We start from the raw sequence: 6,000 nt of genomic DNA on the forward strand, positions 1-6,000 counted from the left end.
AATACCACCTGGTTTTATTTTTAAATTATATATTTTTCAAATTATCCAAAATAGTATCTGCTATTTCTATTTTTTCCATAAGGGTTAAAGACTTTTTTGTATTTTTGGTTAAAATTTCAACTTCATTTTTATCACTTTGAAATCCAGCATCATCTCTGGTTATATCATTGGCTATTATCATATCAAGATTTTTATCTTTTAATTTTTTTAATGAATTTTTTATAAGATATTCACTTTCAGCAGCAAATCCAACCAAAATTTGACCTGCAGGTTTATTTTTGCCTAATTCAGCTAAAATATCAGGAGTGGATTCCACCTCAATACTTGTAATATCATTATCTTTCTTTTTCAATTTATTTTTATTGTATTTTTTTGGTTTTAAATCTGATACCGCAGCAGCTTTGATTATTATATCCTGTTCCTGAGAACGATTAATTACTGCATCTTTCATTTCTTCTGCAGTTTTTACTTTAATTAAATTTACTCCTAAAGGTTTTTCTAACTGACTGGGACCACTGACTAATGTTACATCTGCTCCTCGATAACTGGCCATTCTAGCCAATTCATAACCCATCTTTCCACTTGAATAGTTAGAAATAAAACGTACCGGATCAATAGCTTCTCGCGTTGGACCGGCAGTTATTAATATTTTTTTATTTTTAAAATCTTTTTTTGTCAATTCTTTTTTTATATTTTCAACCAGTTGATATGGTTCTGGCAATCGACCTTCACCAACATCTCCACAGGCTAAATAACCTGATGGTGAATTTATAATATTATAACCTTTTTCCTGTAAATAGTCCATATTATCCTGTACTATTGGATTATTATACATATTAACATTCATTGCTGGCGAAATTAGAACTGGAGCCTGAGTTGCCGTAATAATGGTTGTTAGTAAATCATCAGCAATACCATTAGCAATTTTACCAATAATATTAGCAGTGGCTGGAGCAATAAGAAATAAATCAGCTTTTTTAGCAAGCGAAATATGTTTAACTTCAAAACTTTCTGGAGGACTAAATAAATTGCTTTCGACAGGTCTGTGGGTTATTGATCTAAAAGTAAGAGGTTTAATAAATTCAGTAGCAGACTCTGTCATAATAACATCTACATTTGCTCCTAATTTAATAAGACGGCTTGCAACTTCTACCATCTTATATGCCGCAACCCCTCCACTAATTCCTAAAACTATATTTTTATCCATTTTTATGCCTCCAATTAGTACTTATAAAAATTATTTTATACTATCGGCACTATTTTTTCTATAAGTTATTTTACCTTTTTGGATTTCCTCTAAACTTTTTGATACAGGTTTTACTCCTTTATATTCATCAAGTAATTCCTGTCCTCCCAGATTTAAATGTCTGGCTCTTTTAGCAGCTAGGATTATTAAAGTATAAGTACTATCAGCTTTTTCTTTTAAAGATTCAATTGTTACATCTGTAACCATTTAAATCAACTCCCTTTTTTATTTTGTTCTTTTAATATTACCCTTTTTAGTTCTGAAACTGCATTTTCAACTTCATCATTTAAAATAGTATAATCATATTCACTAATTTCTTGAATTTCAGTTTTAGCATTTTTCAAACGAACCTTCTTGGTTTTATCATTTTCTGTATTTCTCTTTTGTAATCTATTTTTTAATTCTTCAATAGAAGGTGGTTTCAAAAAAATGAAAACTGCATTAGGATATTTTTCTTTTACCTGTTTTGCTCCCTGAATATCTATCTCTAATATTATATCTTTGCCTTCAGCTAAAGTTCTATCAACATATTTTTTTGGGGTACCATAATAATTATTATGTACTTTAGCACTTTCAATAAATTTATCATTCTTTTTTAATTCTTTAAATCTTTCCTCAGAAATAAAAAAATAATCTTCTCCATCTATCTCTCCTGGACGTCTTTCTCTGGTTGTAGCAGAAACAGAATATTCTACTTCCTTAAAATTTTTCATTAAAGCTTCCAATACAGTTCCCTTACCTACTCCAGAGGGCCCTGAAAGAACAAATAATATTCCTTTGCTCATGAGAGCACCTCCTTTTATTCTTTATCATCTAATCTATGAGAAACTGTTTCTGGTTGAATAGCAGACAATACAACATGATCACTATCTGTAATTATAACTGCTCTTGTTCTACGTCCATAAGTGGCATCTATTAACATACCTCTTTCTCTAGCTTCCTGTACTATTCTTTTTATTGGAGCTGACTCCGGACTTACTACTGCAATTACTCTATTCCCGGCAACAATATTTCCAAAACCAATATTTATCAAATTTACATCCATTTATATCTTCCCCCTATATCACTTTACAAATTTAAATATAAAAACTCTACTTTAAATTATAATATCACAGTATAGGCCATTTGACAAGGATTGAGAATAAAAGTTATTATCTTAATTAATTGACTATTCGTTAATTTTTTTTTATACTTATATTTAGGTTCAAAATAATAGGAAGTAAGAGGTGATTAATATGGCAATAGATGGAGTCTTATTAAATAATTGTAAATTCGACTTAGAAAACAAAATAATAGGTAGTAGAGTAAATAAAATATATCAAATGGGAAAAACACTTTTGACCATAGATATAAGACAACCAGGTGAAAGTCTAAAAATACTTATTTCGATAGATCCTGAAGGTTCAAGAGTTCATTTAACTGATTTAAAGTTTGAACATCCTTCACATCCCCCTGATTTTTGTATGGTCTTAAGAAAATATTTAAGTAATGGTAATATTGTAAAAATAACACAACCTGAATTTGAAAGAGTTCTCCATCTGAAAATTGATAAAGGTGGAAAAATCTATACATTAATATTAGAAATAATGGGTAGATACAGTAATATAATTTTAGTTGATGAAAATAATATAGTACTTGATGCAATGAAAAGAGTTGGAGAAAAAAAGAATAAAGAAAGACAACTATATCCTGGCATAGAATATCAGGCACCACCACCTCAGGATAAATTAAATCCTTTAAATGTTGATAAAAAGGATTTTTTCGAAAAAATACCTGATGATTTCAGAAAATATTGTTATAAGGCTATAATGTATAATTTTAGAGGTATTGGACCAAACATAGCAAAAGAAATAGTTCATAGGGCAAATATAGATTATGAAAAACATTTTCATGAATTAAGTAATGAAAATTTAGATTCAATCTGGAAAAGTTTTGATCAAATTTTTAGCAAAGTTAATAATGGAGAATTTAATCCTACAGTTGGTATTAATGAAGATACTCTCATAGATTATACTTCTGCTTTTGAATTAAAATATATAAAAGATTTGAAAACAAAAAACTTTAAAACAACTGGAGATTTATTTGATTATTTTTATAAAAATCATATCCAAAAAAGAGAATTTATTAAATTACAAAAAAGATTAAGCGATATTGTTAACAACTTTTTAGATAAAAACAGAAAAAAACAGCGTGAATTACGAGGAAAAATTAAAGAAAGTAAAAATGCAGATAAGTATAAAAAAATAGGAGAATTAATAAAATCAAATATTTATCAAATTGAAAAAGGACAGAAAAAAGTTGTATTAACAGATTATTATGATTCTGAACAAAAGGAAATAAAAATAGAGCTTGATCCCAAAATAACTCCAGCAGAAAATGCACAAAAATATTTTAAAAAATATGAAAAAGCTAAAAAAAGTTATAATCATTTGAAAAGAGAATTAGGCAAATTCCGACATGAAGAAAGATATTTAGAACAGGTACAGTTAAATATTGAACAGGCTGATAGCGAAGATGATCTAGTTGAAATAGAAAATGAACTCCGCGAAGAAGGATATATTCAAAAACAAAAACAAGGAAGTAAAGAAAATAAAGCTTTACCTCCAAGAAAATTCAAATCATCTGAAGGTTATGATATATTAGTTGGAAGAAATAACAAACAAAATGATTATTTAACTAAAAAGAAGGCTAATGACCATGATATCTGGGTTCATACCAAAAAAATTCCTGGCTCTCATGTCATTATTAGAAATCACACTAATGATGAGATCCCAGAAAAAACAATAAAAGAAGCAGCCCAGCTTGCAGCTTATTTCAGTAAAGGTAAAATGTCAACAAATGTACCTGTAGACTATACCACTGTTAAAAATGTAAATAAACCAAAAGGTGCTAAACCGGGCCTTGTTTATTATGATGATTATAAAACATTATATGCAGATCCAGACAAAGAAATGGTGAAAAAATTAAGTGAAAATGCTAAAAATACTAAGTAAAAAAATTTATTTTAATTCATTTAAAAGAAAACTATAAAAATCTCTTCTTTCTTCAATTATTTTTGAGGTAGGCTTTCCAAATCCATGGCCTGCCTTTTTTTCCATTCTAAACAACTTTACTTTATTCCCACTATCTGCATCTTTTAATGCTGCTAAAAATTTGCGAGAATGGAGAGGTACAACCCTATCATCTGTGTCTCCTGTAGCAACAATTGCCGGAGGATACTCTTCCCCTTTTTCTAAATTATGAAGAGGAGAATAATCATAAAGATATTTAAAATCTTCTTTTTTATCAGGATCTCCATATTCAGGAATCCAATAGCTTCCAACTGTAAATTTATGATATCTTAACATATCTGTTACTGGAACATTGGCAATAACTGCCCCAAAAAGCGAAGGCCTTTGAACCATTACACTTGTTACTAATAATCCTCCATTACTTCTTCCCCATATAGCTAATTTACTTTTTTTAGTATATTTTTTTGAAATAAGCCACTCAGCTGCAGAAATAAAATCATCAAACACATTTTGTTTTTTATCAAGCATACCCTCTTCATGCCAGGTACTGCCATATTCTCCTCCTCCCCGTAAATTAGCTACAGCATATATTCCTCCATTTTCTAACCAAAATAATGTGGTAGGAGAAAAAACAGGTGTCATGTTAATATTAAAACCACCATATCCATATAGCAATGTTTTATTCTCATTATCTTTTTCTATATTTTTTTTATGATTTACCGTTACAGGTATTTTAGTACCATCTTTAGATTCATAAAAATGTTTTTCAGAAAGGTATTTTTTAAAATCAAAATCATAATCAGTTTCTTTTATTATTTTAAATTTATTATTATTCCCATCATATAAATATACTGTTGGTACTTTAAGATAAGACTGAATAACAAAAACTATCTTTTTGTTTTCTTTATCACTATTTATTTGGTCTACTGTTAAAGGAATATTTCCATCATAATTATTTATAATATTTTCATTTATATCATAGACCCTTATTATATTAGAAGCGTCTTTTAAATATACTGTGAAAAATAGATTTTTAAGAAAAACAGCTTTTTCAAGTATTTCTTCTTTTTCAGAAATTATTTCTTTGATTTGATTATTTTCGATGTTAAAAGAAATAATTTTCCCTTTTTGTGAATTTTTATCTGTCTTAAAATAAAATATTTTTCCCTTATTACCTATGAAATTATATTCTGCATCCATAACCTCAAATAATTTTACAAAATCTTTTTCAGTTCCAAGCTTTTTATAATAAATACCATTTTTCGGTGATGTACCTTTACTAACAGATAAAATCAGATAATTTTTATCTGCTGTAATTTTCGGTATATAATTCAATTCTTTTCTTTTATCATTTTTATAAATAAGTATATCATCTTTTTGTTTGTTTCCAATTTTATGCCAGTAAACCTGACAATAATTATTTTCATCTTCTTTAGGCACAGTACCTACTTCTGGGAAACGCGTATAATAAAAACCTTTATTTTCAGTATCCCAACTAATATTTGTAAATTTAACCCATTCCAATTTATCATCTATAATATTTTGTTTATGAGTATCATAGATAAATATCCTCTGTCTATCACTTCCACTTTCAGCAAGAGTATAAGCAATATAATGATTTTTATTATCAGGGAAAAAATTTGTAATTGCAACTGTACCATCGGTACTAAACTCATTTTGATCAATTAATATTTTTTCAGTATTTTCTTCCAGTTGATACTCAGATAAATATGGTTGGTTTTT

6 protein-coding genes are annotated in these 6,000 nt (G+C 28.0%); 1 reads left to right on the forward strand and 5 read right to left on the reverse strand.

Going from position 1 to position 6,000, the window contains the following annotated elements:
• Positions 1 to 25: 25 nt before the first annotated feature.
• Genes coaBC through VJ881_01865 form a run of 4 tightly spaced genes read right to left on the reverse strand, consistent with a single transcriptional unit; the run spans position 26 to position 2,291 of the window.
• Positions 26 to 1,207, reverse strand: a complete 1,182-nt coding sequence (gene coaBC, locus VJ881_01850) for a bifunctional phosphopantothenoylcysteine decarboxylase/phosphopantothenate--cysteine ligase CoaBC (GenBank protein HKL74783.1) — start codon at positions 1,205 to 1,207, stop codon at positions 26 to 28.
• Between the two features lie 30 nt (positions 1,208 to 1,237).
• A complete protein-coding gene (gene rpoZ, locus VJ881_01855; GenBank protein ID HKL74784.1) occupies positions 1,238 to 1,453 on the reverse strand; it encodes a DNA-directed RNA polymerase subunit omega in 216 nt (71 codons plus the stop codon).
• A 5-nt stretch (positions 1,454 to 1,458) separates the two neighbouring features.
• A complete protein-coding gene (gene gmk / locus VJ881_01860) occupies positions 1,459 to 2,031 on the reverse strand; it encodes a guanylate kinase (GenBank protein HKL74785.1) in 573 nt (190 codons plus the stop codon).
• 14 nt (positions 2,032 to 2,045) lie between these two features.
• The gene (locus VJ881_01865) at positions 2,046 to 2,291 is read right to left on the reverse strand and encodes a DUF370 domain-containing protein (GenBank protein HKL74786.1); all 246 of its coding nucleotides are present in this window, start codon (positions 2,289 to 2,291) and stop codon (positions 2,046 to 2,048) included.
• Positions 2,292 to 2,481: 190 nt separating this feature from the next.
• Between VJ881_01865 and VJ881_01870 the strand changes: the two genes are divergently transcribed.
• Positions 2,482 to 4,239 (forward strand): NFACT RNA binding domain-containing protein, encoded by a 1,758-nt coding sequence (locus VJ881_01870; GenBank protein ID HKL74787.1) that lies wholly within the window; start codon positions 2,482 to 2,484, stop codon positions 4,237 to 4,239.
• A 6-nt stretch (positions 4,240 to 4,245) separates the two neighbouring features.
• Here the strand turns inward: VJ881_01870 and VJ881_01875 are convergent.
• On the reverse strand, positions 4,246 to 6,000 hold a 1,755-nt coding region (locus VJ881_01875), incomplete at its 5' end, for a prolyl oligopeptidase family serine peptidase (protein HKL74788.1).

It is taken from the genome of Halanaerobiales bacterium (genome assembly GCA_035270125.1).
In the GTDB taxonomy this organism is placed as follows: Bacteria; Bacillota; Halanaerobiia; order Halanaerobiales; family DATFIM01; genus DATFIM01.